Origin of the sequence: Kitasatospora sp. NPDC092039 (assembly GCF_044756065.1) — a bacterium.
Taxonomy (GTDB): domain Bacteria; phylum Actinomycetota; class Actinomycetes; order Streptomycetales; family Streptomycetaceae; genus Kitasatospora.
Genome location: NZ_JBIVSD010000019.1, coordinates 135280 through 161422, shown reverse-complemented (window position 1 = coordinate 161422; position 26143 = coordinate 135280). Strand labels below are relative to the sequence as shown.

The following is a 26143-nucleotide window of genomic DNA, read 5'->3' as shown; positions in this document are numbered from 1 at the left end:
GCGTCCTAGGGGAGGGTCAGAGGAAGTAGAGGCGGCTGAGCGAGACGCTGTCGGCGGGCTCGGAGCGCAGCGGCGAGCCGTCCAGGGAGACCAGTCCGGTCTCGGTGACCTCGACGTGGCCGACTCGGGCGTTGCGCACCATGTCGCGCGGCCCGATGCCGCGGGTGTTCCGCACGCCGACACGGCGGCGGCGGGTGGGCAGCCCGTCGGCGGCCCGGTCGAGGTAGGCGCCGTCGGCGGCGGCCTGGGCGACGAAGGCCACCGAGATGTCGGCGGCGGTCGCGCCGTGGGCGCCGAACTGGGGCCCCAGGACGAGCGGTTCGCAGCGGTCGGTGGAGGCGTTGGGGTCGCCGACCACGCCGTACGCCGGGAAGCCGGCCTTGAGGACCAGCTGCGGCTTGGCGCCGAAGTGGTCCGGGCGCCAGAGCACGATGTCGGCGAGCTTGCCGACCTCGATCGAGCCGACCTCGTGCGAAAGGCCGTGCGCGATGGCCGGGTTGACGGTGAGCTTGGCGATGTAGCGCAGCACGCGCTCGTTGTCGTCGCCGCTCTCCGTCGTCCCGTACGAGCCGGTGCCGTCGAGCGGGCCGAGTTCGGCCTTCATCTTCCCGGCCATGGCGAAGGTGCGGCGCACCGTCTCGCCGGCCCGGCCCATGCCCTGGGCGTCGGAGGAGGTGATGCCGATGACCCCGAGGTCGTGCAGCACGTCCTCGGCGCCCATGGTGCCGGCCCGGATGCGGTCGCGGGCCATCGCGGCGTCGCCGGGCAGGTCGGGCTTGAGGTCGTGCGCGGAGACGATCATGTCGTAGTGCTCGCCGAGCGCGTCCCGGCCGAACGGCAGGGTGGGGTTGGTGGAGGAGCCGATGACGTTCGGCACGCCCGCCATCTTGAGCACGTTGGGGACGTGCCCGCCGCCGCAGCCCTCGATGTGGAAGGCGTGGATGGTCCGGCCCTCCAGCACCTTCAGGGTGTCCTCGACCGACAGGCACTCGTTCAGGCCGTCGGTGTGCAGGGCGACCTGGACGTCGTACTCCTCGGCGACCCGCAGCGCGGTGTCCAGGGCGCGGGTGTGCGCGCCCATGTCCTCGTGCACCTTGAAGCCGGACGCGCCGCCCTCGGCCAGCGCCTCGATCAGCGGGGCCTCGTCGGAGGACGAACCGCGGCCCAGGAAGCCGATGTTGACGGGCCAGGCGTCGAACGCGTTGAAGGCGTGGCGCAGCGCCCAGGGCGAGTTGACGCCGACGCCCCAGACCGGGCCGAACTCCTGGCCGATGATCGTGGTGACGCCGGAGGCCAGCGAGGCCTCCATGATCCGCGGCGAGAGCAGGTGGACGTGGGTGTCGATGGCGCCGGCGGTGGCGATCAGGCCCTCGCCGGAGACGATGGTGGTGCCGGTGCCGACGACCACGTCGACGCCGTCCAGGGTGTCCGGGTTGCCCGCCCGCCCGATCGAGGCGATCCGGCCGCCGATCAGGCCGATCGAGGTCTTGCGGATGCCCTGGACCGCGTCGATCACCAGCACGTTGCTGATCACCACGTCGCAGGTGTCCCGGACGGCGGCGGGCTTGAGGTGCAGGCCGTCGCGGGCGGTCTTGCCGAAGCCGGCCAGGAACTCGTCGCCGGGGGCCTGGGAGTCGGACTCCACGCGGACGATCAGTCCGCTGTCGCCGAGCCGGACGCGGTCCCCGGCGCGCGGGCCGTGCACGGAGATGTAGTCGTGGGGAGAGATCGCCGTCACGAGGGCACCTCCGAGTCGTCGAAGCTGGTCAGGTAGCCGGTCGCGCGGGCCTTCGCGAGGGCGGCCTCCTTCGCGCCGGGCGCGTCGAGGGGACCGTCCACGAGCCCCGCGAAGCCGATCGCGACCCGCTCGCCGCCGATCGGCACCAGGCCGACCTCCACGGTGCTGCCCGGGTCGAAGCGGACCGAGGAGCCGGCCGGGACGGCCAGGTGGGTGCCGTAGGCGGCGGCCCGGTCGAAGGCCAGACGCGGGTTGGCCTCGAAGAAGTGGAAGTGCGAGGTGACCGAGATCGGCACCCCGGAGGTGTTGTGGACGGGGAGCAGCAGGGTCTCCTCGACCGGGTCGTAGCCGGTGCCGTCACCGATCAGCGCGCCGCCGGGGGCCTCGTCGCCGAGCGAGCCGGCGCCGCGGAACGGGTCGTTGACGACGGCGAGGCGGGTGCCGTCGTCGAAGACCGCCTCGACCTGGACGACGGTGACCACGTCCGGCACGCCGGGCAGCACGTCCTCGGCGGTCAGCACGGAGCGGCCGGCCTCGATGGCCTCGGCCAGGCGTCGGCCGTCGCGGGCGGCCTCGCAGACGGTGTCCGCGATCAGGGCGGTGGCCTCGGGGATGTTGAGGCGCACGCCCCGGGCGCGGCGGGCGCGGGCCAGCTCGGCTGCTGTGAAGATCAGCAGCCGGTCCCGCTCGGTGGGGGTCAGTCGCACGGTTCCTCGCTCGCGGTCGCCGGGGGAGGGGGTCGGCTCGGGGCCTCGGAAGGGGTCCGGTCCCGGAAGGGGCCCGGTCCCGGAAGGTCCGGGGTTCGGACGTTCCGGGTTCGGATGTTCCGGGGACGATGTTAGAACGTCGTTCAAACTTCTCGGGTCATTGAACCCGCACCGGGCCGCCCTGTCCAGCGTTGCCGCTGCGCGGGCGTTCGGCTTGCTGGGCGGGGGATGGGGGTGAGCGGCCCGGACGGGACGGGGAGCGCCCGCGAGCCCGCGTCCCGGCCCCCGGCGCCCGGCCCCCGGCGCCGGTCGTCCCCGGTCCCGGCGTCCCGCCCCTCCCCGCGCCTCCCGCGCGCGGGAGGCGCGGGGAGGGGCGCGCAGGCGGGCGCACGGTCCGCACGGGCGCCGGGTGTGCGCGGGCTCGGATGGGGGCGTCCTCGAAAACGGCCTCTGCGCTTCGCAAACCTGTCCGGCGCGGGCAGTTGGATCACGCGAACCACCCCGTGCCCCTTTCACCCCACGTGATCGGACGCACACTGTTGCAAACGCCGTCAACTGGGCATGAGGATGAGTGGTCAGATCGAGGGGGCCACCCGGCCGGCGGGGGATCCGGAGGCGGGGGCCTGGGATTCAGGGCGGGGGCAAGGGTTGATGGACGGTCAGTCGCGATTCCCGCGGCAGCGGACGAGCTCCGGCGACGCCTACCGGTCCGGGCCGGTCCAGGGGCCGGTCGGCGGCACCGGGACGACCCTGCCGGGCTCACCGGCTCCGGGTTGTGCCGTGCACCGCCGGCTGCACCTGGCGCTCGACCCGGCGGACCTGGTCGGGGTGGGCGCGGTCCGGCGGCGGCTGCGGTCGGCGCTGAGCCACTGGGGGGTGCCGGAGCTGTCCGACACCGCCGAGCTGCTCACCTCCGAGCTGGTCACCAACGCGCTGCTGCACACCGGCAAGGGCGCGGTGTTCGACGCGGTGCTCGGCTCGGACCACCGGCTGCGCGTCGAGGTGCAGGACGGCACCAGCAGACTGCCCGGCCGCCGGCGCGATCCGGAGGCCGAGTACGCGACCTCGGGGCGCGGGCTGCTGCTGGTGGAGGCGCTCGCGGACTCCTGGGGCGTGCAGCTGCGCGGCGACGGCAAGGTCACCTGGTTCGAGCTCGCCACGCCATGAGCCGGCGGGTCGTCCCGGCGCCGCCGGCCGGCCCCGGCCCGCCACCGCCCGCCGGGTCGTGCGATGGTTCGCCGTCGATTGATTCGCCGTCGAAGGAAGCCCTGAACAGAAGGCGGAACGGAAGATTTCCGGCCCGTTGGCATTGCCGCTCGGCCGAACATTGGCCAGGATGGTGGGAATGTGTGTCCACGTGCGGGAAGCAGCGGGGAGACCGAACCTCGACTGGCCACCGTCCGTCGCACCGTCCTATCCAGCACGACCCATCACACCGCCACGCGGCCCGTCCGGACGGTCGGCGCGGTCCGCCACGGCAGCGGCAGGAGCAGCATGCCCACTGAGCCCGAGTCGCCGGGGCCGGCGCTTCCTCCCGGCGCGGCGCCCACCGTCGAGCCGCGAGCGGTAGAGCCGCGAGCCGTGGAGCCGCGAAGCGTGGAGCCGCGAACCGTGGCCCCCCGGTCCCCGGCCCCGCGGACCGTGGAGCCGCGCGTGGCCGAGCAGCCCGGCCCCACCACCACCGGGAACGGCCGGGCCCGGCCGCCCGCCCAGCCCTCGCGCCGCGGCTCCGTGGTGCGCCCGTCCCCGAGCCTCGCCGCCGCCCGGCTGGCGCCCGTGCTGTCGGGCGGGCTGCCGCCGTCCTCCGCGGACACCATGCCGGACTGGCTGGAGCCCGCGATGGCCGCCAACGGCATCGGCTCCTTCGACTGGGACATCCGCCGCGACGTCCTGGAGGGCGACCAGCGGGCCTGCGCCATCGTCGGACTGGACGCCCTGGAGCACGGCCGCTTCGACCGCACCGCCGCCTCCTTCCTGTCCCTGCTGCACCCCGAGGACGCGCCCGTGGTGCGCCGCCGGGTCGAGCGCGCGGTGGCCGAGCTGGGCCAGTGCGGCGCCTACTACCGCACGGTCGGGGCGAAGGGCGGCATGCGCGCGGTGCGCTTCCGCGGCCGGGTGCTCGCCGACGCCTTCGGCCGGGCCTCCCGGATGGTCGGCTTCGTCTGGGACGCCACCGTCGAGCTGCACAAGCGCGACCACGCCGACCGGATGGCCCTGCTGCGCGAGGAGCGCTCCCGGTTCATCAAGGAGGCGGCGCGCGCCCTCTCCGAAGCCGTCACCGTGCGTGACGTGGCCCGGGTGTTCACCGAGCTGCCGCTGCCCGGGCTGCCTCCGGACGGCCTGGTGCTGGCCTCCTTCGAGGCCGGACGGGCGCAGATCCTCGGCGCCTCCGGCTACCGCGCCGACTCGCTGGCGGTCTGGGACCGCACGGTGCTGCCGGCCGGCCACCCGGCCGCCGAGGCGCTGCGCCACCGCGCGCCGGTCTTCGTCTCCACCCGCGAGGAGTTCCGCGACGGCTACCCGGAGGTGTGGGAGCCGACCAGCCGCACCGGCCGCAGCTCCTGGGCGTACCTGCCGCTGGTGGCCAGCGGCCGGGCGATCGGCGTCTGCGTGGTCAGCTTCGACGACGAGCGCGAGCTGGACGCGGACGAGCGCACCCTGCTGACCACCCTGGGCGGGCTGGTCGCCCAGTCGCTGGCCCGGGCCCGGCTGCACGACGCCGAGCACGAGCTCGCGGCCGGCCTCCAGCGGGTGATGCTGCCGCGCACCGTCCCGTCCATCCCCGGCGTGAGCACCGCCGTGCGCTACATCGCGGCCGGCTCCGGCCTCCAGATCGGCGGCGACTGGTACGACGTGGTGCCGCTGCCCGGCGGGCACGTCGGCCTGGTGATCGGCGACGTCCAGGGCCACGACGTGCACGCCGCCGGGATCATGGGCCAGCTGCGGATCGCGCTGCGCGCCTACGCGGCCGAGGGCCACCCGCCCGCCGCCGTGATGGCCCGCGCCTCCCGCTTCCTCGCGGACCTGGACACCGACCACTTCGCGACCTGCACGTACGCCGAGGTCAACGTGGACTACGGCGTGGTCTACGCCGTCCGGGCCGGCCACCTCGACCCGGTGGTGCGCCGCGCGGACGGGACCGCCGCCGTGGTGCCGGTGGCCGGCGGGCTGCCGCTGGGCATCGACCCGGACCAGGAGTACCGGGTCACCCGCTTCAGCCTGGACCCGGGCGAGACCGTGCTGCTCTGCACCGACGGCCTGGTCGAGGCGCGCGGCATGGACCTGGACGAGGGCGTCGCCCGGCTCACCCGGGTGCTCGCCCGCCCGCTGCCGGACGCGGCGGAGGCCGCCCGCGACCCGCTGGAGGAGCTGGCCGACCGGATCTCCTCCCAGGCCGCCGACTACGGCGAGCGCGAGGACGACATAGCGCTGCTGCTGCTGCGCTGGGACGGCCCGGCCGGCGGTCTGGCCGCCCAGCAGCTGCGCCGCCGGATCGGGCAGGCCGACCTGGCGCGGGTCGCCGAGGTCCGGGCCGAACTGCGCGACGCGCTGCGCCGCTGGGGCGTGGCCGAGTTCATCGACACCGCCGAACTGCTCTCCTCCGAGCTGGTCACCAACGCCATCCGACACACCGACCGGGACGCCATGTTCACCGCCCGGCTCTACCGGGAGCCGGAGGCGGACGGCGGCCGGGCCCGGCTGCGGGTCGAGGTGGAGGACGAGTCGGACCTCTGGCCGACCCGCCGGACGCCGGGGGAGCAGGCCTCCTCCGGGCGCGGGCTGATGCTGGTCGAGGCGCTCGCGGACTCCTGGGGCGTGGAGCCGCGCGGCTCCGGCAAGCGGATGTGGTTCGAGCTCAGCGGGTTGGCGGCGGCCGCGGCCTGATCCCCCGTCCGGACCCCCGGGGCACCGGCGTGCCGCCCGGGCCCGGGCGGTCAGCCGAACTGCTGCTCCAGGTCCTTCAGTTTGCGCTCCAGCGAGTCCAGCCGGGGCAGCGTGACGGTGTCGTCCTCGGTGGTGAGGTCGACGGTGCGCCGCCCCGAACGGGCCGGCAGGCCCGGCTGGACGACCGCGCCCTCGGCCGGTGCGGTCGGAGCCCGCTCCGCCCCGGTCCGTTCCGTGACCGCCCGTTCCGTGACCGCCCGTTCCGCGACTACCCGTTCCGTCCCAGGAGGTGCCGTTCCGGCGGCCGTCGCGGGCTCCGGTCCGGAGGACAGCTGCCGAGCCGCGCCGCCGCCGCGCCGCCAGGCGCTGTGGGAACGGTTGATCGCCCGGATCTCGGCCCGTTCCCGGCGCCCGGCCAGCTTGCGGCGCTGCTTCTCGACGGCGCGCTCCCGCTTCTCCTCGCGCACCTCGTCCACCGCCTCGTCCAGGCTGCGCACGCCCTCCAGCAGCATCAGCGACCAGGCCGCGTAGGTCTCGCGCGGGGCCCGCAGCCAGCGGACGACGCGGATCTGCGGCAGCGGACGCGGCACCAGGCCCTGCTCGCGCAGTGCGGCCCGGCGGGTCTGCTTCAGCGCCCGGTCGAACAGGATCGCGGCCGAGATCGACATGCCGGAGAAGAACTGCGGGGCGCCGGCGTGGGTCAGGCCGCGCGGCGCGTGCACCCAGTTGAACCACGCCGAGGCGCCGGCGAAGAGCCAGACCAGCAGCCGGGAGCCGAACGCCGCGTCGCCGTGACTGGCCTCGCGGACGGCGAGCACCGAGCAGAACATCGCGGCACCGTCGAGGCCGAACGGGACGAGGTACTCCCAGCCGCCGGACAGGCCCAGGTTCTGCACCCCGAAGCCGACCAGGCCGTGGAAGGAGAGGGCGGCCGCGACGCCGGCGCAGCAGAACAGCAGGGTGTAGGACGCGCCGCCGTACAGGGATTCCTTGCGGCGGCGCCGTTCCTCGGAGCGCTCCCAGGAATCCGTGCCGGTGGTGGAGGTAGTGGATCCCCGGCTGCGGAGCAGGGCCACCAGGAGCGCGCTGACCAGCAGCCCCACGACCACGGTGATCGCCCATCCGAGCGGTATGTCGGACAATTTCATCGCTGGAATCGGCCTCGCTTTCCTGCGTCGCTCTCCTGCGTCCTGACGGCGGGGACCATCATGGCGGATGCTCGGCGGGGGAACGGCTGATTCTCCGTCAATGCGCTGAGGAGAGGGATTTCTGACCCGGCTACCATCGCATTGTCATATGAATTTGACGTGGATTCTTCCCGCAATCACGGGCTTTTCGGACCTGCCCTCGGACGGATATTCGTCAACGTCGCGTGACGCGCGGGCAGCCGGCGCACATCTCCCGCGGATCCGCGGTGTAGACGAGGCAGCAACTGGCCCGGGACCGCTCCGTGCCCGGAGCGCCGCCGTCCCCGGGCGCCGGGGGCGCGAAACCGGCGCCCGGGGTGAAGGGGGCCGGGGCCGGCGCGGGGCGGGTGCCCGCGCCGGGTGGGTGTGCGGGGGCGAGGGGCTCGCCGGGCGCCAGCAGCGCGGACAGTTCGGTGCGCGCCCGCTCCTGCTCCCCGAGCAGCCCGGCCGCGTACCAGAGCCCCTCCACCACGGCGTCGGTGGCCATCGCCCACAGCACCCGGGGCCCGCGCCGGGCCTCCGGGCCGAAGGCGGTGAGCACCGGGGCCAGGAAGGCCCCCAGCGCGGACCGCAGGGCGGCGGCCAGCGCCCGCTCGTCCGCCACCGTCCGGGCCTGCCCCGGGCCGACCGCCGATCCCGCCGCCGAGCCGACCGCCGAGCCGTCCGCCGACCCCGCCGCCGAGCCGACCAGCGGGCCGGCTGCCGGCCCCGCCGCCGGGTCGTCCGGCAGACAGGCGAACCCCACCGGGCGGACCGTGAGTTCGACCCCCTCCGGACGTCGGCGCAGCGCGACGTCCCCGAGGGCCGGCAGCGGGACCCGCCGCTCCAGGAACCACGGCAGCGTGAACAGCAGCGAGACCGGCCATACGAAGCGGTGCAGCCCGAAGCCGGCCGCGACGTCCGGGCGCAGCGGCTGCCCGTAGCGGGCGAGGCCCTGCCGGGCGTCGTGGGCGATCAGCTCGCGCACCGCCTCGGGGCGGGTGGCGAGGTCGGCGGCGGGCAGCCAGCCGTCGCCGCGCCGGGGTGGGGCGCAGCGCACCGTGAGGACGGGGGTGAGTCCGGACAGCCGGTGGTACGAGGGGGCGCCCGGGGCGGTGGGGCCGGGAGCGGGGGCGGGGGTGCGCGGCCGGGGGCCGGGCCGGGCGCTGCTCACGGTCATGGACGGCCCCATCGGGTCGACCGGGGCGCCCATGGTCCGCCCGGCGGCGCCCGGTGCAGCGGCGGCGCCGGACGCGGCCGGACCGGGGCATGGCGGTGCCCGGGGAACGGCAAGGCGACCTGGCCGAGGTACTGCTCCCCCCGGCCAGGTTAGCCTCACCTTAGCTGATGCCGCCCCCGGTCTCGCTCACGATGCGCCCGTCCGGGGGAGGCCCCGGCGTACGGATGAGCTGCCGCGCGAGCCAGACCGGCACCCCGCCCAGGGCGGCCACCAGCCGGCTGGCCTCGGCCCGCAGCCGCGCGGCCTCGGGCGGCTCGGACACCTCGGCGAGCGCCGCGAGCGCCGGCGCCACCCCCACCGTGAAGCCGAGTTGCTCGCGCAGCCGCAGCGAGGCGTCGAACCCCTCCCGGGCGTTCCCGCGGTCCCCGCGGGAGAGCGCCAGCGCGCCCAGGTGCCGCCAGGTGTACGAGCGCAGCAGTTCGTCCCCGCGCTCGCCGGCGCCCTCGTGCGCCCGGCGGTAGGCGATCCAGGCGGCGCTGCGGTCGCGCAGCAGGTTCTCGGCGACCAGCCCGCGCCGGAAGTCCAGCAGTGGGCGGCCCGGGGCGTCCGGCGGCAGCAGGGCCGAGGTGCGGCCGAGCGCGGCCTGCGCCTCGTCCAGCCGGTCCCGCGGGCCGAGCACGCTCGCCACGTACGCGAGGAAGCCGCGGGCGCAGGCGGCGGCCGCGCGCTGCTCGGTGCCGGAGGCCAGCGCCTCCGCCAGGCGCAGCGCCTGCTCCGCCTGGGTCCAGTTCGCGGCGGTGAACAGGCACTGTTCGATGAGGAGTTCGGCTCGTCCGAGGGCCGCGTCCGGGTCGTGCTCGGCGGCCGGTCGCAGCAGTTCGGCGGCCTCCTGCCAGCACCCCCGGGACCTCAGCCGCCACACGGTGTCACCCGGCTCCTCCGCTGCCGCCCTCCCCCGCCCGACCGGCCCGCTCGGGTCCCATCCGTGCTCCGACAACGCCACCTCCTTGTGTGCGCCATCCGGCATGGGCGCGGACCTGCCCCTGGGGCCCTGCCGTCACGACCCGTGCGCATGACGACGGCAGGGCGAAAGGCCCGCGCTGTGGCGGCAATTCAACACGGGGGTGAGCTTGTGCACCAGATCACGAGCGAAGGTTGTTGCTTTTGGAAGAAGAATGATCTAGAGGAGGCGGAGCGGGGCGGTCCGGTGGGCCGCCCGGTGGGTCAGGAGGTCCAGCCGGTCTCCATCAGGGCCTCGGCGGCGCCGTTCGCGGGCTGCGGCACACCCGCCAGGTCAAGGCTGAACAGGGCGACCAGCAGCTGTTCGCCACGCACGGTGGCCTGGTGCGAATAACCCGCGAGGGTGAACATCGCGGCGGCCGTCTCCTCGGCGTGCAGGGTCTGCAGCCACAGGCACTCGACCGACTTCACGTCGGCGGGCTCGGTCCAGGTGTCCACCTGGGCGACCATCCGGCTGCCCAGCAGGGTGACCCCGTCGCGCTCCTGGGCCTCGGTCAGCTCCAGGTCGTCGAAGCCCAGCCACTCCAGGTAGCGGGCGGCGGTGAACACCGCGTCCTGGGAGGTGCGCACCGGGTGCGGGCGGAACGGCGCGCGGTGGCGGAACGGGCGGGAGCGGCCGGCCGAGGGCGGCGCGGGCGGGGCCGGGGCGGGCGCGCTCGCCGGGTGGGCGGGGTACGGGCGGGCGGCGTGCGGGCCGGGGGCGGCGAGCGGGGCGGCGCCGCCGGTGCCCAGCCGGGTGGTGCGGTCCACCGGCAGCCGGACGGTGGCGCCGCAGTTGCAGGTGAACTCGGGCTGCGGCCACTGGTCGGAGCGGCCGCAGTGCGGGCAGCGCATGCTCAGCCAGGAGTCCTCCCAGGAGCGGAAGCGGACCTGCACCGGCACCCCGCCGCGCAGCAGCGGCACCTTGAGCGAGGCCCCGCACGGGCAGGGCAGGGAGGGCGGTTCGTAGAGGTGCTCGCGGCGGCAGGCGGGGCAGCGGATCGCCCGGGCGCCACCGCCCGGCCCCGGCCGCGTGGGGTCGTGTCCGGTGAAGTCGTCGGGCAGTCCGGCCATCGCGGGCTCCGTCCGTCGGTGTCGGGTGGGTGGGACGTCTCCCATGCTCCCGGAAATGTCCGGCGCCGGACGCGGAATGGGGCAATCCTCAGGGACGGATCAGGGGATCCTGCCCGCTCTGGTAGGGGCGGAATCCTTCCCGAGGGGGATGCTCGGCAGGCCGTGCGGGACGCTCACCCGGCGGACCAGCGGGCCAGGTCGGCGGGGGTGTCGAGGTCGTCCGGGACGGCGACGTCGGCGCACTCGACCAGCACCAGCTCCGCCGCGTGCGCCGCCAGCAGGGCGCGCGCCCCGGTGTCGCCGCGGGCGCCCGCCGCCGCCTCGGCGAAGTGCCGGGCGCCGATCAGCACCGGGTGCCCGCGCCGCCCGCCGTAGGCCGCCGCGGCCAGTGCGGCGCCGGCCCGGTGGGCGGCCAGCAGCCGGGCCACCGCGGCCGGGGTGACGCCCGGGGTGTCCACCAGCATCACCAACGCCGCCGAGGCGTGCGGCGGCAGCGCGGCCAGGCCGGCCCGCAGCGAGGTGCCCATGCCCTGCGCCCAGTCCGGATTGCCGACCAGCCGGCAGCCCGGCAGGTGGGCGGTGGCCCGCACCCGCCCGGCCTCCGCGCCCAGCACCACCGTGACGTCCGCGCAGCCGCCGGCCCGGACCACCGCGACCGCGTGCTCCACCAGCGGCCGCCCGCCGTACCGGAGCAGCGCCTTGGGCCGCCCGCCGAGGCGCCGCCCGCCCCCGGCGGCGAGCACCAGGGCGGCGACCGGGGCGGCGGCAGGGGCGGGCCCGGGGGCGGGTCCGGCGGGTGTCGGCGCGGTCTGCATGGGGACAGCGTGCCCGGTCGGGGCCGGGGCGCGCATGGTGGGAACCCACAGCGCCGCCCCGTACACGGGGGCCGTGCACCGGCGGTCCCGCGCGCTTGGTCCCGGCCCGCCCCGGCCGGGCCGGGTCAACGGCGCGGGACCTGAGCGGGTGTGAGCTTCGACATGCTCCCGGGGCGCCGCGTGGCGTCGCCTTGACCTGCCCCGGGGCGGCTGATCTGCTGGTTCGCCGTCAACCCGCCCTGATCCCGGGAGTTCTCCGTGCCCGCCCGCCGCACCACGCTGTCCGCCGCCACCGTGTTCCTGATATGCGCGCTCGCGCTGGTCGGCTGGCTGATCGGCGGCCGCGACCACCAGCCGAGCGACCCCCGACCCGGCGGCACCGCCGCCGCCGCGGGCACCAGCCCGCTGCAGAACCCGGACGGCACCAAGCCCGGCCTGGCGCCGCTGACCACCCCCGAGGACCGGAAGGCCGGCCGGGACGTCATCGCCAGGGTCGCCACCGCCGCCGTCGGCACCAAGGACGGCTACGACCGCGACGAGTTCGGCCCCGCCTGGACGGACAACGTCGCGGGCGTCCCGTTCGGCGGCAACAAGTGCGACACCCGCAACGACCTGCTCGCCCGGGACGGCACCGCCGTCGAGCACAAGGACGGCTCGGCCTGCACCGTCACCGCGATGACCATCTGGGACCCGTACACCGGCAAGAGCGTCCAGTGGACCAAGCAGCAGGCCTCCAGGATCCAGATCGACCACGTGATGCCGCTCTCCTACGACTGGCAGATGGGCGCCGCCAAGTGGGACAAGGCCAAGCGCGTCCAGATCGCCAACGACCCGCTCAACCTGATCCCCGCCGACGGCTCGCAGAACGCCTCCAAGGGCGACTCCGGCCCGGCCGCCTGGCTGCCCGCCAACACCGAGATCCGCTGCGCGTACGCGGTGCGCTTCGCCCAGGTCTCGCTGAAGTACCAGCTTCCCGTCACCGAGGCCGACAAGAAGGCCATGCTCCAGCAGTGCGACGGCTGACGAACCGCCGATCCCCGGCGCAGTGTCGACGTCCGGCCGGGAAGGCGGGTGCGGTGTGCCCCGGTCCGGGGCCGGGTGGTATTCGTGGGCGGTGGCCCCGAAGACTTCCCGGCACCGCCGGTCGCCCAGGCACGCCGTGCCCGCCCTCGCCGCCGCGCTCGCCCTCGCGCTGGCGGGCGGCTGCACGGGCACCGCCCGACCGGCCGACCGGCCGCCGCTGGACGAGCGGGTCGCCGCCACCGCAGACCCCGCCCTGCGCGCGCTCTACGACCAGCGGATCGACTGGCACCGGTGCCCCGGCGACGACGGCACCGGCCCGGACCGGGCCGCGGTGCGCTGCGCCGCCCTCAGGGTCCCGCTGGACTACGCCGACCCGGGCGGCCGAACCCTCGACGTGGCCCTCGCCATGGTGCCCGCCGCCGACCGGGAGCGGCGGCTCGGCGCCCTGCTGCTCAACCCCGGCGGCCCCGGCAACTCCGGCGTGGAGACGGTCCGTTGGGGTTGGAAGGGCTACCAGGGGCCGCTGCACGACCGGTACGACCTGGTCGGCTTCGACCCGCGCGGCGCCGGCGACACCACCCCCGTCCACTGCCTGGACGACCGCACCCGCGACCAGTGGAACGCCACCGACGACCCGGCCCACGACCGCGCCCGGATCCTCGCCGAGGCCTGCCGCACCCGGCACGCCGAGCTGCTCCCGCACCTCGGCACCCGCGACACCGCCCGCGACCTCGACGTGCTGCGCGGCGCCCTCGGCGAACGCCGGCTGGACTTCCTCGGCTACTCCTACGGCACCCACCTCGGCGCCCGCTACGCCGAGGAGTTCCCCGAGCGCACCGGCCGGCTCGTCCTCGACGGCGCCGTCGACCACAGCGCCCCCGCCGCCCGGCTCGGCATCGAACAGGCCGCCGCCGCCGAGGCCGGACTCCGGGCCTTCGCCGCCGCCTGCGCCACCGAGGACGGTACGGCCTGCCCGCTCGGCGCCGACCCGGCCACCGCCCCGCAGCTCCTCGCCTGCTTCCTCGACGGCCTGCGCGACCGTCCGCTGCGCACCGCCGACGGCCGTACGCTCACCGCCGCGCTCGGCTGGGACGCCGCCCTGAACGTGCTCGCCGACGGCCACCGCTCCTGGCCCCGGCTGCGCGCGGCCCTCGACCCGGCCGTCACCCGGGGTGCGGCCGACGGCCTGCTCGCCCTCGCCGACGGCGCCGCCGGCCGCGGCGAGGACGGCCGCTACCGGACCGCGGCCGACGCGTACGCCGCCATCTCCTGCGCCGACGGCCCGCCGCCGCCCACCGAGGCGGAGCTGCGCCCGGCCCTCGCCGAACTCGCCGCCCGCGCCCCGCTGACCAGTGGACACGACCCGGTCGGCACCCTGCTCGACCCGGACTGCCGCCCCTGGCCGTTCCGCACCCCCGAACCGGCGCGGCCCGTCCGGGCGCCGGGCAGCGCGCCGCTCCTGGTGATCGGCTCCACCAGCGACCCGGTCACCCCGTACGCCTGGGCGCAGCGGCTCGCCGGCGGCCTGGAGCACGGCGTGCTGCTCACCCGGGACGGCGACGGGCACACCGGGTTCGACAAGAGCGGCTGCGTCCGGGACGCGGTGATCGCCTACCTGGTGGACGGCCGGCTGCCGGCGGCGGGCACCCACTGCCCGTCCGACTGATCGGCCCGGAGGCGCGGAAGGGGGCGTGTCGCGCGAACGCGGCACGCCCCCTCGGGGGTTCGGGCTCAGGAGGCGGGGGCGGTCAGGTCGTAGAACGGGGTCGAGCCGACGGTCCTCGCGGTGAAGTGGGCGGTCACCCAGGACTCGATCTGCGCGGACTCGTTCTGCTGCCCGGCCGCGCTGCCGCCCGCGCTGCCGCCGAAGCCGCGCCGGGAGCCGCCCGCGCCGATGAACCAGTGCACCTTGCCCTCCTGGACGTACTTCTGGAAGCCGGCCAGGGTCAGTGAGGGGTCGGTGCCGTTGAAGCCGCCGAGGGCCATCACCGGTTCGCCGGTGGCGAGTTGGTAGCCGGCGGCGGTCTGGGAGCCGATCGCGGCGGCCGCCCAGGTGTAGCGGTCGGCGTTCTCCTTGAGCAGGGCGGCGACCTCGTCGGTCACCTTGGGGCCGTCGAGCAGACCGCCCATGCCACCGGGGGGCGGGCCGCCGGCCGTCCCGCCGCCGGAACCGTCGGCCGTGCCGCCGCCCGGGAAGCCCTGCCGGCCGTCCCGGCCGCCCTGGCCCGCCGGACCGCCCTGGCCGCCCGGGCCGAACCAGCGGCCGTTGCCGTTGCCGTCGCCGCCGCCCGGGAAGCCCTTGGCGCCGTTGCCGCCCCTGCGCCCCGCGCCGCCCGGCCCGAACGCGCCCGCCACGCCCGGCCCGGCGGTCACGATCGAGCCGGTGTGCGGGGTGTTCACGGTGTCCACCGCGTACGCCGCCGGGCCGCCGAGCGCCGCCGCCAGGCCCAGCAGGCCCGCCACCGAGGCGATCCGCGCGCCGGCCCGGCCGGAGAGCCGCCCGGCCGCGGCCCCGGCAGAGCCGGTGGTGGAGGGCCCGCCGTCCGAAGGCCCGCTGGCGGACGGCCCGCTGGCGGACGGCCCGGCGACCGACGGCCCGGCGGCCAGCGCGGCCGCCGCCACCAGCCCGCCGACCAGCACCGCCCAGCGCAGCCACGGCAGGAAGTCCGGGCTGCGGCCGAGCAGCACGAACGCCCACACCGCCGTCACCGCGAGCGTCCCGGCCAGCGCCAGGGCCCACGGCAGCCGGTGCCGGGCCCGCCACAGCCCGTCCACGCCCATGCCGACCAGCGCCGCGACGGCCGGGGCCAGCGCCACCGTGTAGTACTGGTGGAAGATCCCGGACATGAAGCTGAAGACCAGCGCGGTGGAGAGCAGCCAGCCGCCCCAGAGCAGGAACGCCGCGCGGGCGGTGTCGGTGCGGGTGTGGCGGCGGGTCGCCCAGAGGCCGACCAGCAGCAGGATCAGCGCGGCCGGCAGCAGCCAGGCGATCTGCCCGCCGATGTCGGTGCCGAACATCCGGGTCAGTCCGGTCTCGCCCCAGCCGCGCCCGCCGCCGGGCATCGCGCCGTTCGGCAGGTCGAGCCCGGTCGGCATCCGGCCGCCGCCGCCCACGCTGCCGGTCTCGTCGCCGTTGATCCGGCCGAGGCCGTTGTAGCCGAAGGTGAGCGAGAGGAAGCTGTCGTCCTGCGAGCCGCCGACGTACGGGCGGGCCGAGGGGGGCAGCAGCTCGACGACCGCCACCCACCAGCCACCGGCCAGCACCATGGCCGCGCCCGCGAGCAGCAGCTGCCGCACCCGCCGCCACCGGTCGGTGGGCGCGACGGCCAGGTAGACCACCGCGAAGGCGGGCAGCACCAGGAAGGCCTGCAGGGTCTTGGTGAGGAAGGCGAGGCCGAACATCACCCCGGTGAACACCAGCCACCGGGTGCCCGCCGCCTCGACCGCCCGCACCAGTCCGTACGCGGCCAGTGTGAGCAGCAGCACCAGCAGCGCGTCCGGGTTGTTGAAGCGGAACATCAGCGCCGCGACCGGGGTGAGCGCCAGCGCGGCGCCCGCCAGCAGGCCGCCGAGCGGGGAGAACCGGCGGCGCACCGTCGCGTACAGCACGCCGACGGTGGCCGTGCCCATCAGCACCTCCGGGACCAGCACCGACCAGGAGGAGAGGCCGAAGACCCGCGCCGAGAGCGCCATCGGCCACAGCGCGGCCGGGGGTTTGTCGACGGTGATGAAGTTCGCGGCGTCCGAGGAGCCGAAGAAGAAGGCCTTCCAGTTCTGGGAGCCGGCCTGGACGGCGGCCGAGTAGAAGGAGTTGGCCCAGCCGGAGGCGCTCAGGCCCCACAGGTAGAGGAGGGTGGTCGCGGCCAGCAGCGCCAGCAGGGCCGGGCGCACCCAGCGCGGGTCGTCCGCGCGACCTCGCCAGGCGCGGGCCGGGAGGGTGCGCAGCCGGCCGGACCAGGAGGCCGGGCCCCCGGGGCCGGCGGGCGGCGGGGGCTGCTCGGGGAAGAGCGGTGCCGGGTCCGGTCGGGCCGGGGCCGGCCGCGGCACCTCCGGCGGCGGGTGGTTCGCGGCCTCGGGCCACGGTTCGCCGGCCGGAGGGGAGTAGCTGCTCGTGGTCATGCGCCATACGGTCGGTGGCGCTACTGAGAGAACGGTGAGACGGACCTGTGAGGCGGGTGTGATCTGCCGGACGTCACGCGGACGGCGGCATGGTGATCTGCCGGCCCAGCCACTCCAGGGCCGGGGGGATCTCCCGGGTCCAGGTGTGGAAGTTGTGGCCGGCGGTGTCCAGGGTGATGGTGGACATCTTGGTGGGGGCCTTGAAGGCGGCGACCATGGCCTTGGTCTCGTCGTAGTTGTTCTCGTCGTACGCGGTGGTCAGCAGCAGCGAGACCGGGGCCGGGGGCTGGTTCTTCAGCCGCCACAGCAGGTCGTTCTCCTGCTTCAGCTGGGCGCTGCCGCCGAACAGGTCGCCGGTGGTCGGGTCGTGGGCGGCGCTGTAGTAGCCGGAGAGCGCGACGGCCGCGCGGTAGGAGTCGGGCTTGCGCAGCGCGAACTTGAGCGCGCAGTAGCCGCCGGTGGAGTTGCCGATCACCGCCCGGTTGGCCGGGTCGGTGCCGATCCGGTAGGTGGTGGCGAGGGCCTTGGGCAGGTCGGAGGTGAAGAAGGTCTCCACCTGGGGGCCGTTCGGCACGTCCACGCACTCGGTGTCCCGGTCGCCGACCAGGGTGGGGCGGGTCATCACCAGGACGGTCGGCGGCAGCTTCTTCTGCTCGATCGCGCTCAGCGTGGACGCCGGGTACTGCATCAGCGAGATCAGCTTCTCCGGGGTGCCCGGGTAGCCGGTGAGCACCAGGGCCATCGGGAAGCGCTGCTTGGCGTAGTCCGGCTGGAAGTACTGCGGCGGCAGGTAGACGTACGCCTCGGTGGTCAGACCGCTGCCGGCTCCCCTGACGTCGACCTTCTGGATCAGGCCGGAGCGCTCCGGGTCCGAGCCCTGGGAGGAGTAGAACTTCTCCTCCCCGGTGACGGCCACCCCGGAGGCGTTGGGCTGGTGGTCGACCACCGTGCCGAGGCCGCCGCTGGTGCCGAGCAGGTCGGTCCAGGAGCTGTAGAAGCCGAAGTAGCTGTTGGCGATCAGGCCCATCGCGGCGAGCACCGACACCTGGGTCGCCAGGAACGCGCCGATCCGGCCCAGCCAGGCCTTCCAGCCCCTCCCGCCGAACCGCGGCCAGAGCCACATGGTGGCGGCGAAGACGGCGATCGCGAGGACCGAGGCGATGATCTGGAGCGGGAGTCCGGTGAGACTGAGCACGGGCCCGATCGTAGTTGACCACCTGGGAGCCTCCTGGACGGGCCCTTCCGATGATCCGCTGGTCGCCTCGGTGGGGTCGGCCTGGACGGCACGGAGGCCACCCGGCCGACCGCGGACACCGCCCCCGAGCCGTAACCCGACGGTGCGACGGCCGGGAATCGGGTTGACGGTGTGGTGCGGGCTCGGGACCATGTGTGCCCGTGCGGCTGCGCGGTGTGCGCGCAGGGCGGGTTCCCGGGGGTGGGGCATGAGGTTCGTGAGGTCCGAGCGGTTCGTGGGGAAGGCCGGCGTGGCCGTGGGCGCGGCGCTGGTGCTGGCGGCCTGTTCCGGTGGCGGGGGCGGCGGTTCGGCGGGGTCGGGGCCGGCGGGTTCGGCGGGTTCGTCGGCCGCCGCGAAGCCGACCGCGAAGCCGACGCCGACGCCCACCCGGGTGCCGTACGGCCCGGTGCTCAGTGCGAGCGTCGACCCGGTCACCACCGCGCTCGCCCAGGTGGCCGGCGCCAAGAGCGTGGCCGACCTCGACACCGTGCTCGGCGGCATCGCCACCAGCGCCCAGGGCGCCGCCAAGTCGCTGGGCAGGGCGGACGAGCCGCCCGCGGTCACGGCGGCGCAGACCGAGCTGGTGGCGGCGATGTCCTCGCTCGCCACCGACGCGGGCAAGGTCCGCAGTGACATCACGTCCCACAAGGTCTGCGCGCTGAGCTCGGCCGAGGCCGAACTGGGCAGCTCCCAGGGCCTGGCGGCGGTGTCGGCGGCGCTCACCAAGATGACCGCGGCCGGCTACCAGACCACCTTCGCCGTCCCGCCGCTGCCCCAGCAGCAGTCCCGCTCGCTGGACAACGGCACCATGGTCCGCAAGGGGAAGCTGCGCGGCGAGGGCGTGTTCAAGGTCGAGAACGGCGGCCGGACGGACGCGGTGGTCTCGCTCGCGCTGAACGGCAAGGCCGTGCACTCGGTGTTCGTGGGCAAGGGCCAGAACGCCGACGTCGAGGGCGTGGAGGACGGGACGTACGAGGTCTTCGTCTCCGGGGGCGCGGACTGGGACTCCGACGCCAAGGCCTTCACCCAGAACTGCCACTTCACCAAGTTCGAGGACACCTTCCCGTTCGAGACCGGGCGGACCGCGACCTCCTGGGAGATCACCCTCCAGCCGGTGGCCGACGGCAACGCCAAGACCAGCGACGTGGACCCGAACGCCTTCCCGCAGCCGTAGCCGCAGCCGTTGCCAGCCGCAGCCGCAGCCGCAGCCGTCGCTGTGGCTGGATTCCCGTCCCCTCCCCGGCACCGGCCCGTAACGGGCATACCGGGACGGGTCGTTGCCGTCGGATGGCACGCCCCGTCCCGGACAGTGCGAGTTCGGTCAGAGTGGTTGACCGCTTTGAAGTGACCATGGCACTTTCGTGCGGCGTGGGCGTCGGCGACCAGTCGTACACCCCGCGATCCCCCACAAGGAGAGCCATGTTCAAGAGACTTGTCGCGGTGGCCGGTACGAGTGCCGTCGTCGCGGGCGGCCTGGCCTTCGCGGCCGCCCCCGCGCAGGCCGTCCAGGCGGCCGACCTGACGTCCACCATCGCCCTGAGCAACTGCTCGGCCTCGCTGGTCCGTTACCCCACCTCGGTGGCCGGCGACCGGGCGATGATGCTCACCAACGGACACTGCCTGCCGACCATGCCCGCGGCCGGGCAGGTCATCCAGAACACCACGGCCAGCCGCAGCGGCACCCTGCTCAACGCCTCCGGCGGCAGCCTGGGCACCGTCCAGGCCGACAAGCTGCTCTACGCGACCATGACCGGCACCGACGTCGCGCTCTACCAACTCACCGACACCTACGGGTCGATCAGCTCCAAGTACGGCGCCGCCGCGCTGACCATCAGCGACACCCACCCGGCCGACGGCGCGTCGATGTACATACCCTCGTCGTACTGGAAGCAGGTCTGGAACTGCTCGGTCAACGGCTTCGTGCCGACGCTGCGCGAGGACGAGTGGACCTGGCACGACTCGCTGCGCTACAGCTCCGGCTGCAACACCACGCACGGCACCTCCGGCTCGCCGATCGTCGACTCCGCCAGCGGGCGGATCATCGGCATCAACAACACCGGCAACGACGACGGCGCCATGTGCACCCTCAACAACCCGTGCGAGGTGGCCGCCGACGGCACCACCAAGGCCTACAAGGGCCAGAGCTACGGCGAGCAGACCTACTGGTTCACCACCTGCCTGAACTCCAGCCGGGTCATCGACCTCAACGTCTCCGGCTGCCTGCTCACCAAGCCGGCCGGCAGCGGCGCCGTCTCGGTGACCAACCCGGGCAACCAGTCCACCGCCGTCGGCGGCGCGGTCAACCTCCAGATCAACGCCTCCGGCGGCACCGCCCCGCTGTCCTACGCCGCGACCGGCCTGCCCGCCGGCCTGTCGATCAGCTCCTCCACCGGCGTGATCACCGGCACCGCCTCCACCGCGGGCAGCGCCACCGTGACCGTCACCGTGACGGACGCCGCGGGCAAGTCGGCCTCCACCTCCTTCACCTGGGCGGTGACCGGCGGCGGTGGCGGCGGCTGCACGCCGGCCCAGCTGCTGGGCAACGCGGGCTTCGAGTCGGGCACGGCGACCCCGTGGACGGCGTCGAGCGGCGTGGTGGACAACAGCTCCTCGCAGGCGGCCCACGGCGGTTCCTGGAAGGCGTGGCTGAACGGCTACGGCTCCACCCACTCGGACTCGCTGTCGCAGACCGTGAGCATCCCGGCGGGCTGCAAGGCGACGCTGAGCTTCTGGCTGCACATCGACACCGCCGAGTCGGGCAGCACCGCGTACGACAAGCTGACCGTGACGGTGAACGGCACCGCGCTGAAGACCTACTCCAACGCGGACGCCGCGGCCGGCTACCAGCAGCGCACCTTCGACCTGTCGGCCTACGCGGGCCAGACGGTCACCGTGAAGTTCGCCGGGACCGAGGACGCCTCGCTCCAGACCAGCTTCGTGATCGACGACACCGCCGTCCAGACCAGCTGAACCGGTAGCGTCCCGAAGGCCCGGCGGCCGCAGCCGCCGGGCCTTTTCCGTCGGTCCGCCGCCGACTCCCGTACACCGCCCGGAAGTCGGCGGAACGGGCCGGGGCCGCCCTATGCTGGGCGGATGATCAAGCCGATTGAGCTGGTGATATTCGACTGCGACGGCGTCCTGGTGGACAGCGAGGTGATCGCCGTCCGGGTGCTGGTGCGGCTGGGGGAGGAGTACGGCTGGCCGTTGACCGCCGCGGAGGCGATCGAGCGGTTCGTCGGGCGGTCCGAGGCGGTGAACCGGGCGACGGTCGCCGAGCGGCTGGGCGGGGACACGGCGGCGGTGTGGAGCAAGCGCTTCGTCGAGCTGCACGCCGAGGAGGTCGACGCCGGGCTGACCCCCGTGAACGGCCTGCCGGAGGCGCTGGCGGCGATCACCCTGCCCACCTGCGTGGCCTCCAGCGGCACGCACGAGAAGATGCGCCACACCCTGGGCCGGACCGGCCTGTACGACCGCTTCGCCGGGCGGATCTTCAGCGCCACCGAGGTCGAGCGCGGCAAGCCCGCACCCGACCTCTTCCTGCACGCCGCGCGCTCGATGGGCGTCGACCCGGCCGCCTGCGTGGTCGTCGAGGACAGCCGGCCCGGCGTCGAGGCCGCCCGCGCCGCCGGGATGCGCGCGCTCGGCTACGCGGGCGGCGTCACGGCGGCGGAGCGGCTGGCCGGGCCGGGCACGGTGGTCTTCGACGACATGCGGGCCCTGCCCGGGCTGATCGCCGCCGGTGCGGTTCACCAGGGGTAGGTGCCGCCCTCCGGGTGGAAGAACGACCCGCTCGCCCCGGCCGCCGCCTCGCCGAGCTGCCGGGCGATGCGGCGGCCGCCCTCCTCGGCACTGGCGGGACCGCTGTGCTCGTTGAGGTCGGTCGCGCAGTAGCCCGGCTCCAGCACGCTGACCTTGATGCCGGAGTCGCGCAGCGCCCGGGCGTACACCAGGGTGACGGCGTTGAGCGCGGCCTTGGAGGAGTTGTAGGCGAGCAGCGCCGCGTGCTCCCACATCGGGTTCTGCGGGTCGCCCAGGAAGGAGAAGCTGCCGAGGCGGCTGGAGACGTTGCCGATCAGCCCGGCCGGCGACCTGCGCAGCAGCGGCAGCATCGCGTTGGTGACGGTGACGACGCCGAACACGTTGGTCTCGTACGTCTCGCGCACGGCCTCGACGGGCAGCTCCTCCGGCGCCCGCTGCCAGTCCCGGGCCACGCCCGCGTTGTTGACCAGCGTGTCCAGCCGGCCGTACTCGGCGTCGATCAGCCCGGCCGCGGCGGCGGCGGTCGCCGGGTCGGTCACGTCCAGGCGGACGAAGCGGGCGTCCAGGCCCCGGGCGGTGAGTGCGGCGGCGGCCGCCGTGCCGCGCTCCGGGTCGCGGGCGCCGATCAGCACGGTGTGCCCGGCTCGGGCGAGTTCCCCGGCGGTGGCGAAGCCGATGCCCTTGTTGGCGCCGGTGATCAGGGCGATGCGGTGCTGCGCTGAAGTGGTCATGGCCCCACCCTGGCCGGGTGCGGCGGGGGCCGGGAGAGCCCTGTCGAGGGTGGTACCGGCGGTCCCATGGTGGCGGGGGCCGGTGTCGGGGCAGACTGGCGGCGTGGAACACGTCGACCGGGCGGAGCTGGCCGCCTTCCTGCGGCGCCGGCGCGCCCGCGTCCAGCCGGCCGACGTCGGCCTGCCGGCCGGCGGGCGGCGGCGCACTCCCGGCCTGCGCCGCCAGGAGGTCGCGCAGCTCGCGGGCATGTCGGTGGAGTACTACATCCGCCTCGAACAGGGCCGGGGGCCGCGGCCGTCCCGGCAGATGATCGGGGCGATCGGCCGGGCGCTGCGGCTGTCCGACGACGAGCGCGCCCACCTGCACCACCTGGTGGGCGAGTCGCCGCTGCCGCCGCCCGGACCGGTCCGGGACGTGCGGCCCGGCATCCTGCACCTGCTCGACCGCCTGGACGACACCCCGGCCATGGTCTGCAGCGCCATCCGCGAGGTGCTCGCCTGGAACGCCATGGCGGCCGCACTGCTCGGCGACTTCTCCGCCCTGCCGCCGGCCGACCGCAACCTGGTCTGGCGGTTCTTCACCGACCCGGTGGCCCGCGCCCTGCACGATCCCGAAGGCGCCGCGGCCTTCGCCTGCGGGGCGGTCGCCGACCTGCGCTCCGCCACCGCCCGCTACCCCGCCGACGGCGGGCTGCGCGCCCTGGTCGACCGGCTGCTCGCGCACAGCGCCGAGTTCCGGGAGCTGTGGGAGCGGCAGGACGTCGAGGTCCGCCGTTCGACGAGGAAGCGGATCATCCACCCCGTGGTCGGCCCGCTCGACCTCGACTGCGAGGCGCTGCACGACCCGCACCGGGACCAGTGGACGATCTTCTACACCGCGGCTCCCGGTACGCCCTCGCACTCGGCGCTGCGGCTGCTGAAGGTGGTGGGCGGTCAGGACCTCGCGGTCCGGGGCTGAGTGGCGGTGCCGGCCCGGACGGGCACGGCGGCGGGCGTGGGGCCGTCCGCGGCGGGCGCCCCGCCGGGCGGCGGGCGCAGGGTGGCGGTGGCGATGTCCAGGAAGGCCGCCACCGGGCCCGGGCGGTCGCCCTCCGGCACCGCCAGGCAGATCCCGACCGGCGGCGAGTCGGTGACCGGCAGGTAGACCAGGCCGGGGCGGGAGTACGAGCCCGCGACGCTCACCGGGACCAGCGCGATGCCCTGCCCGGAGGCGATCAGCTCGAACTTCTCGTCCAGCGAGGAGGTCCGCCGCGTCCGGGCGTCGAGGACCGGCTCGCCGTCGAGGTCGGCCGTGGTGAGGGCGGTGCGGCCGGCCAGCGGGTGGGTGACGGGCAGGCAGGCCACCTTGGTCTCCTGCCCGACCGGGACGGTGTGCAGCCCGGTGTCGTCGAACGGCCGGCGCAGCAGCCCGAGGTGCGCGCGGCCGTCGCGCAGCGGGGCGTCCTGCTCCCACCAGCGCAGCGGCAGGACGTCCACCGCGACCTGCGGGTGGCGCGCGGTGAACGCCCGGATCGCCTCCGAGACGTGCAGGCCGGGGGAGAAGGCGACCACCAGCCGCTGCTCGCCGCGCGCGGCCTCCTGGACGCGGCGCAGGGCGGTGCCGACCACCGTGCCGATCAGCGTCGCCTCCTCGTACAACCGCCTTCCGGCTTCGGTCAGTTCGACGCTGCGGGTGGTCCGGGTGAACAGCCGGCAGCCCAACTCCCGCTCGAACGAACGGATCTGCCGGCTGAGCACCGGCTGGGTGATGAACAGCTCCTGCGCCGCCCGGCCGAACTGCCGGTGTTCGGCCACCGCGACGAAGTAGCGGAGCTTGCGCAGGTCCAGATCCATGCCCGCACGGTATCAACGCGTCCGGAAGGGCATTGGACGCCCGGCCCCGGTGCTCCGAGACTCGACCCATGACCCACACCACCGACAGCACCGGCCGCGCCGACGCCGCCGACCGCACCGGGACCGCCCTCGTCATCGGCGCCTCGCGCACCCTGGGCCTGGGGATCGCCGCCGAGTACCTCCGCCTCGGCTGGGACGTCATCGGCACGGTGCGGGGCGCCGAACGCACCGGCCTGCACGAGCTCGCGGAGACCGCCGGCGGACGGCTGACCGTGGAGTCCCTGGAGATGACCGACCCGGGGCAGACCGCGGCCCTGCGCGAGCGGCTGGCCGGGCGCGCCCTGGACCTGCTCTTCGTCAACGCCGCCGTCACCCGCGGCGACCTGCCGATCGGCGAGGTGCCGACGGAGATGTTCACCGAGGTCATGGTGACCAACGCGCTCAGCCCGATGCGGGTCGTGGAGTCCCTGGGCCCGCTGGTCGCGCCGACCGGGACCATCGGCGTGATGTCCTCCGACCAGGGGAGCGTCTCCCTCAACACCGAGGGCGGGCAGGACCTGTACCGGGCCAGCAAGTCCGCGCTGAACCAGCTGATGCGCTGCTACGCCGTCCGCCAGGCCGGCAGCGCGCGGTCCCTGCTGCTGATGGACCCGGGCTGGGTGCGCACCGAACTCGGCGGGCCCGACGCCGAACTCAGCGTGGAGCAGAGCGTCCCCGGGGTGGTGGCGACGATCGAGCGCCACCGCGGCCGGCCCGGCCTGCGGTTCCTGGACCACGAGGGGAACGTGGTGCCCTGGTAGCGGCAGCTCCGGTGGCCAGGGTGCCCAGGCGGGCCCCGAGGGCGGGGCGCCCGGCGCCAATGCGGTTGCCGGGACCGGCCGTCCGGTGGCAGGGTCGGGCCCCATGGCCTCCTCCCGCAAGCTGCACCCGGACGAACTGGACATCGACGAGGCGCTGGTGGGCCGGATGGTCGCCGAGCACTTCCCGCAGTGGGCCGGCCTGCCGGTCGAGCCGGTGCTGCCGGCCGGGACCAGCAACGCGATGTACCGGCTGGGGCCGGAGCTGGTGGTGCGCGTCCCGCGGATCCCCGGGGTGGTCGAGGAGATCGCCAAGGAGGACCGCTGGCTGCGGCGCCTGGCCCCGCGGCTGCCGGTCCCGGTGCCCGTCCCGCTGGCCGTGGGCGGACCGGTGGACGGCTGCCCCTGGCCCTGGTCGGTGCTGCGCTGGCTCGACGGCACCACCGCGGACCCCGGACGGATCACCGAACCGCTCCTGCTGGCAGGCGACTTGGCGGCCTTCGTGACCGCCATCCGGCGGATCGACCCGACCGGCGCCCCCGCCGCCTACCGCAGCGAGTCGCTGGCCGAGCGCGACGCCGCGACCAGGACGGCGGTCGCGGCCGTGCCCGACCTGGTCGACGCCGCCGCCGTGACCGCCGCCTGGGAGCACGCCCTGCGGGCCCCCGCACCCGCCGGCCCGCCGGTCTGGATCCACGGCGACCTCCAGCCCGGCAACCTGCTGGTGGACCCGGACGGCCGGCTGGGCGCCGTCATCGACTTCGGCTGCGCGGGCCTGGGGGAGCCGGCCGTCGACCTGATCCCCGCCTGGTACGTCCTGCCCGCCGCCGCCCGCACCGCCTTCCGTACGGCCGTGGCCGCCGACGACGCGACGTGGGACCGGGCCCGCGGCTGGGCCCTGTCCATCGCCCTGCTGGAGGTGGCCTACTACCGGGACAGCGACCGGAGGATGACCGGCATCGCCCGCCGGGTGGTCGCCGAGGTGCTGGCCGATCACGCCTCCCCGGCCGGCAGCCGCCACTCGTAGGGGAACAGGTCCCGCTCCCAGCCGGGGAGGCGGCGAGCCCGGCGGCCGCCCGCGGG

At 75.3% G+C, this 26143-nt stretch carries 20 protein-coding genes and 2 pseudogenes; 11 read left to right on the top strand and 11 right to left on the bottom strand.

Annotation, left to right across the window (positions count from 1 at the left end):
- Positions 1 to 16 precede the first annotated feature (16 nt).
- Together ACIQI7_RS31050 and ACIQI7_RS31045 are read right to left on the bottom strand one after the other, a co-directional pair.
- Positions 17 to 1738 (bottom strand): urease subunit alpha, encoded by a 1722-nt coding sequence (locus tag ACIQI7_RS31050; RefSeq protein WP_387758090.1) that lies wholly within the window; start codon positions 1736 to 1738, stop codon positions 17 to 19.
- Positions 1735 to 2445: an urease subunit gamma gene (locus ACIQI7_RS31045; protein ID WP_387758092.1), complete on the bottom strand. Its 711-nt coding sequence runs from the start codon at positions 2443 to 2445 to the stop codon at positions 1735 to 1737. Before ACIQI7_RS31045 ends, ACIQI7_RS31050 begins: the two co-directional genes overlap by 4 nt.
- Positions 2446 to 3225: 780 nt before the next feature.
- On the opposite strand from ACIQI7_RS31045, the gene ACIQI7_RS31040 reads away from it, so the two are divergent.
- Both ACIQI7_RS31040 and ACIQI7_RS31035 read left to right on the top strand, forming a co-directional pair.
- Entirely contained in the window at positions 3226 to 3612 is a 387-nt protein-coding gene (locus tag ACIQI7_RS31040) for an ATP-binding protein (RefSeq protein WP_387758094.1), read from the top strand.
- Positions 3613 to 4098: 486 nt separating this feature from the next.
- The gene (locus ACIQI7_RS31035) at positions 4099 to 6330 is read left to right on the top strand and encodes a SpoIIE family protein phosphatase (protein ID WP_401116495.1); all 2232 of its coding nucleotides are present in this window, start codon (positions 4099 to 4101) and stop codon (positions 6328 to 6330) included.
- A gap of 50 nt (positions 6331 to 6380) precedes the next feature.
- Here ACIQI7_RS31035 and ACIQI7_RS31030 read toward each other — a convergent pair whose 3' ends face one another.
- The 5 genes from ACIQI7_RS31030 to ACIQI7_RS31010 form a co-directional block, all read right to left on the bottom strand.
- Entirely contained in the window at positions 6381 to 7478 is a 1098-nt protein-coding gene (locus ACIQI7_RS31030; RefSeq protein ID WP_401116492.1) for a DUF2637 domain-containing protein, read from the bottom strand.
- Between the two features lie 214 nt (positions 7479 to 7692).
- Entirely contained in the window at positions 7693 to 8676 is a 984-nt protein-coding gene (locus ACIQI7_RS31025) for a (2Fe-2S)-binding protein (RefSeq protein ID WP_401116489.1), read from the bottom strand.
- A gap of 160 nt (positions 8677 to 8836) precedes the next feature.
- Positions 8837 to 9703 carry a hypothetical protein gene (locus ACIQI7_RS31020; RefSeq protein ID WP_401116486.1) on the bottom strand — a complete coding sequence of 289 codons (867 nt, stop codon included), beginning with the start codon at positions 9701 to 9703 and terminating at the stop codon, positions 8837 to 8839.
- A gap of 197 nt (positions 9704 to 9900) precedes the next feature.
- Positions 9901 to 10749, bottom strand: a complete 849-nt coding sequence (locus ACIQI7_RS31015; RefSeq protein WP_401116483.1) for a hypothetical protein — start codon at positions 10747 to 10749, stop codon at positions 9901 to 9903.
- 173 nt (positions 10750 to 10922) lie between these two features.
- Positions 10923 to 11564, bottom strand: a complete 642-nt coding sequence (locus ACIQI7_RS31010) for an NTP transferase domain-containing protein (protein ID WP_401116480.1) — start codon at positions 11562 to 11564, stop codon at positions 10923 to 10925.
- Between the two features lie 258 nt (positions 11565 to 11822).
- On the opposite strand from ACIQI7_RS31010, the gene ACIQI7_RS31005 reads away from it, so the two are divergent.
- Together ACIQI7_RS31005 and ACIQI7_RS31000 are read left to right on the top strand one after the other, a co-directional pair.
- The gene (locus ACIQI7_RS31005; protein ID WP_401116477.1) at positions 11823 to 12587 is read left to right on the top strand and encodes an HNH endonuclease family protein; all 765 of its coding nucleotides are present in this window, start codon (positions 11823 to 11825) and stop codon (positions 12585 to 12587) included.
- A 91-nt stretch (positions 12588 to 12678) separates the two neighbouring features.
- Positions 12679 to 14253 (top strand): alpha/beta hydrolase, encoded by a 1575-nt coding sequence (locus ACIQI7_RS31000; protein ID WP_401116474.1) that lies wholly within the window; start codon positions 12679 to 12681, stop codon positions 14251 to 14253.
- Between the two features lie 65 nt (positions 14254 to 14318).
- On the opposite strand, the gene ACIQI7_RS30995 is transcribed toward ACIQI7_RS31000, so the two are convergent.
- Positions 14319 to 16706 (bottom strand): glycosyltransferase family 39 protein, encoded by a 2388-nt coding sequence (locus ACIQI7_RS30995; protein WP_401116471.1) that lies wholly within the window; start codon positions 16704 to 16706, stop codon positions 14319 to 14321.
- A 73-nt stretch (positions 16707 to 16779) separates the two neighbouring features.
- Positions 16780 to 17901, bottom strand: coding sequence for an alpha/beta hydrolase (locus ACIQI7_RS30990; protein ID WP_387758114.1), 1122 nt, complete (start codon positions 17899 to 17901; stop codon positions 16780 to 16782).
- Between the two features lie 247 nt (positions 17902 to 18148).
- On the opposite strand from ACIQI7_RS30990, the gene ACIQI7_RS30985 reads away from it, so the two are divergent.
- The 4 genes and pseudogenes from ACIQI7_RS30985 (at position 18149) to ACIQI7_RS30970 (ending at position 21699) form a co-directional block, all read left to right on the top strand.
- Positions 18149 to 19114, top strand: a complete 966-nt coding sequence (locus ACIQI7_RS30985; RefSeq protein ID WP_401116467.1) for a hypothetical protein — start codon at positions 18149 to 18151, stop codon at positions 19112 to 19114.
- Between the two features lie 113 nt (positions 19115 to 19227).
- Positions 19228 to 19977, top strand: a pseudogene (locus ACIQI7_RS30980) (trypsin-like peptidase domain-containing protein); the annotation flags it as partial.
- A gap of 204 nt (positions 19978 to 20181) precedes the next feature.
- A pseudogene (locus ACIQI7_RS30975) lies at positions 20182 to 20910 on the top strand (putative Ig domain-containing protein); the annotation flags it as partial.
- 123 nt (positions 20911 to 21033) lie between these two features.
- Entirely contained in the window at positions 21034 to 21699 is a 666-nt protein-coding gene (locus ACIQI7_RS30970; RefSeq protein ID WP_387758116.1) for an HAD family hydrolase, read from the top strand.
- Here ACIQI7_RS30970 and ACIQI7_RS30965 read toward each other — a convergent pair.
- Positions 21687 to 22430 carry an SDR family NAD(P)-dependent oxidoreductase gene (locus tag ACIQI7_RS30965; RefSeq protein ID WP_401116463.1) on the bottom strand — a complete coding sequence of 248 codons (744 nt, stop codon included), beginning with the start codon at positions 22428 to 22430 and terminating at the stop codon, positions 21687 to 21689. The two genes, ACIQI7_RS30970 and ACIQI7_RS30965, sit on opposite strands and share 13 nt — an antisense overlap.
- Before the next feature lie 103 nt (positions 22431 to 22533).
- Between ACIQI7_RS30965 and ACIQI7_RS30960 the strand changes: the two genes are divergently transcribed.
- Positions 22534 to 23388, top strand: a complete 855-nt coding sequence (locus ACIQI7_RS30960) for a helix-turn-helix transcriptional regulator (protein WP_401116460.1) — start codon at positions 22534 to 22536, stop codon at positions 23386 to 23388.
- Here ACIQI7_RS30960 and ACIQI7_RS30955 read toward each other — a convergent pair.
- The gene (locus ACIQI7_RS30955) at positions 23364 to 24263 is read right to left on the bottom strand and encodes a LysR family transcriptional regulator (RefSeq protein ID WP_401116457.1); all 900 of its coding nucleotides are present in this window, start codon (positions 24261 to 24263) and stop codon (positions 23364 to 23366) included. The genes ACIQI7_RS30960 and ACIQI7_RS30955 overlap by 25 nt on opposite strands.
- A gap of 68 nt (positions 24264 to 24331) precedes the next feature.
- Here ACIQI7_RS30955 and ACIQI7_RS30950 point away from each other — a divergent pair, with 68 nt between their 5' ends.
- Positions 24332 to 25063: an SDR family NAD(P)-dependent oxidoreductase gene (locus tag ACIQI7_RS30950; RefSeq protein WP_401116454.1), complete on the top strand. Its 732-nt coding sequence runs from the start codon at positions 24332 to 24334 to the stop codon at positions 25061 to 25063.
- A 103-nt stretch (positions 25064 to 25166) separates the two neighbouring features.
- The gene (locus ACIQI7_RS30945) at positions 25167 to 26087 is read left to right on the top strand and encodes an aminoglycoside phosphotransferase family protein (protein ID WP_401116451.1); all 921 of its coding nucleotides are present in this window, start codon (positions 25167 to 25169) and stop codon (positions 26085 to 26087) included.
- Positions 26088 to 26143 lie beyond the last annotated feature (56 nt).